Here is a 2,267-nt window from a genome sequence, read left to right as displayed (position 1 = left end):
TGGTTAGAGAGTTGTGCTGGTTGTCACATGTCTTTACTTGATATTGATGAAAGGATATTAGAATTACTTAAATATGTTGAGATAACATCCAGTCCATTAACTGATTTAAAACATCCACCAGAGGAAGGAGTTGATGTTGGAATACTATCAGGTGGAATTGGAAATTCAGACCAGGAAAAAACAGCAAAAGAGATGAGAAAAAGGTGCAAAATACTTATAGCACTTGGTGACTGCGCCGTATTCGGTGGAATATGCAATTTAAGGAATTTCATTTCTAAAGAAGAAGTTTTAAAAAGAGGTTATGTAGAAACAGAAAGTACTACTGAAGGAAAGATACCTGAAGCAGAAGAATTAGGAAAATTAACTGATCAAGTATCAGGTGTAAACAGAGTAGCGAAAGTAGATGTTTATATACCTGGATGCCCACCATCAGCCGATTCAATATATTATGCTTTAAACGAATTGGTAAATGGAAGAATGCCAATTCTTGAGGGAAAATTACTACATTACGATTAAAAAGGTTTTATTTATAAATAGGGAGGTAGATAATGGGCAAAAAAATAACAATAGAACCTATAACAAGAATAGAGGGACATGCAAAAGTAACAATTCATCTTGATGATGAAGGAAATGTGGAAAAAGCACTTTTTCATGTAAATCAATTTAGGGGATTTGAGAAATTTTGCGAAGGGAGATTGTACTTTGAGATGCCCCAGATAACTCCAAGAATATGTGGAATCTGCCCGGTTAGCCATCACTTAGCATCAGCAAAGGCTTGTGATGAAATTATCGGAGTTGATATACCAAAAACTGGGAAATTACTCAGGGAACTAATGCACATGGGTCAATTTATTCAATCTCATTCAATGCATTTCTTTCATCTTGCAAGCCCAGACCTTCTTTTAGGATTTGATGCTGATCCTAAAATAAGAAATGTATTTGGAATAATAGAAAAAAACCCAGAATTAGCTATTGTTGCAGTAAAATTGAGAAAATTTGGACAAGACATCATTGAAATTTTGGGCAAAAAGAAGGTACATCCCATTTTTGCTGTACCAGGTGGAGTAAATAATGCTTTGTCAGTTGAGGATAGAGATAAAATTTTAAGTGAAGTTGAATATGTAATAAATTCAATTAAAAAAGCAATTGAGATAGCAAAGGATTGGATAGGTAAAAACAAAGAATTAGTTGATAGCTTTGCAAACTTCAAATCTGGTTATATGGGACTTGTAAAAGATGGTGCACTTGAAATATACGATGGAGATGTAAGATTGGTGGATGAAGAGGGTAATCTTCTTGAAGAGTTTAATGGAAGTGATTATCTTAATTATATTGCAGAGCACGTTGAAGACTGGTCATATCTTAAATTCCCTTATTATAAAAAGAAAGGATTTCCAAAAGGTTGTTACAGGGTTGGTCCCCTGGGAAGATTAAATGTCTGTGACAGGATAAGTACTCCATTAGCCAATGACGAATTTAAGCTTTTTAAAACCATAAATAATGGGAAACCAGTTGAGGCCTCAATGTACTTTCACTATGCCAGATTGATAGAAGACCTGTATGCTGCTGAGAGAACAAGAGAACTGTTAGAAGATCCAGATATTTTATCTACAGATATAAGGACAGAGTCAACAAGGATTACTAGAGAAGGAGTGGGTACAATAGAAGCACCAAGAGGAACACTATTTCACCACTACAAAACAGATGAAAATGGTGTGATACAAAAGGTTAATCTGATAGTTGCTACAGGACATAACAATTGGGCAATGAGTAAATCAGTTGATATGGTAGCAAAACAGTTTATAAGTGGTAAAGAAATAAGTGAGGGTTTATTGAATCGTGTTGAAGCAGCAATTAGATGTTATGATCCATGTCTCTCATGTTCAACACATGCCTTAGGACAAATGCCATTATATATAGAAATTCACTCTCCAAAAGGTGAAATAGTAGAAACTATTAAAAGGAATTAAAAACTATATAAAAGTTAATACAAAAGTAGAATGAAAAAATTAAGTAAAAAATCTGACGTTAAAATAGGAAGAGTAGTTTCTATTAATATAAGTGAACATAAGGGTATTTCTAAAAAACCTGTTAATTCCTGCTTAATCAACTCTTTTGGTTTAGAGGGAGATGCTCATTCAGGAAAATGGCATAGGCAAGTAAGCCTCTTATCTAAAGAAAGCATCAATAAGATGAGAAAAAAAGGTTTTAACATAAGTAGTGGTTCTTTTGCTGAGAATATAACAACAGAAGGAATTGACTTATTA

3 protein-coding genes are annotated in these 2,267 nt (G+C 33.7%); all 3 read left to right on the top strand.

Annotated features, from left to right (window positions below; translation table 11 throughout):
- Positions 1 to 516, top strand: a 516-nt coding sequence (locus KKC53_06405; protein ID MBU2598777.1) for an NADP oxidoreductase, incomplete at its 5' end; no start/stop codon positions are given.
- Between the two features lie 32 nt (positions 517 to 548).
- On the top strand, positions 549 to 1,970 hold the full coding sequence (locus tag KKC53_06400; GenBank protein ID MBU2598776.1) for a Ni/Fe hydrogenase subunit alpha: 1,422 nt from the start codon (positions 549 to 551) through the stop codon (positions 1,968 to 1,970).
- 30 nt (positions 1,971 to 2,000) lie between these two features.
- On the top strand, positions 2,001 to 2,267 hold a 267-nt coding region (locus KKC53_06395; protein ID MBU2598775.1), incomplete at its 3' end, for an MOSC domain-containing protein.

The organism is Actinomycetota bacterium (assembly GCA_018830725.1).
GTDB lineage: Bacteria > Actinomycetota > Humimicrobiia > JAHJRV01 > JAHJRV01 > JAHJRV01.
This window is presented reverse-complemented; position numbering and strand designations above follow the sequence as displayed.

Coding starts and splice junctions, on each gene's coding strand:
- KKC53_06400 (MBU2598776.1), top strand. CDS start 549: ATGGGCAAAAAAATAACAATAGAACCTATAACAAGAATAGAGGGACAT.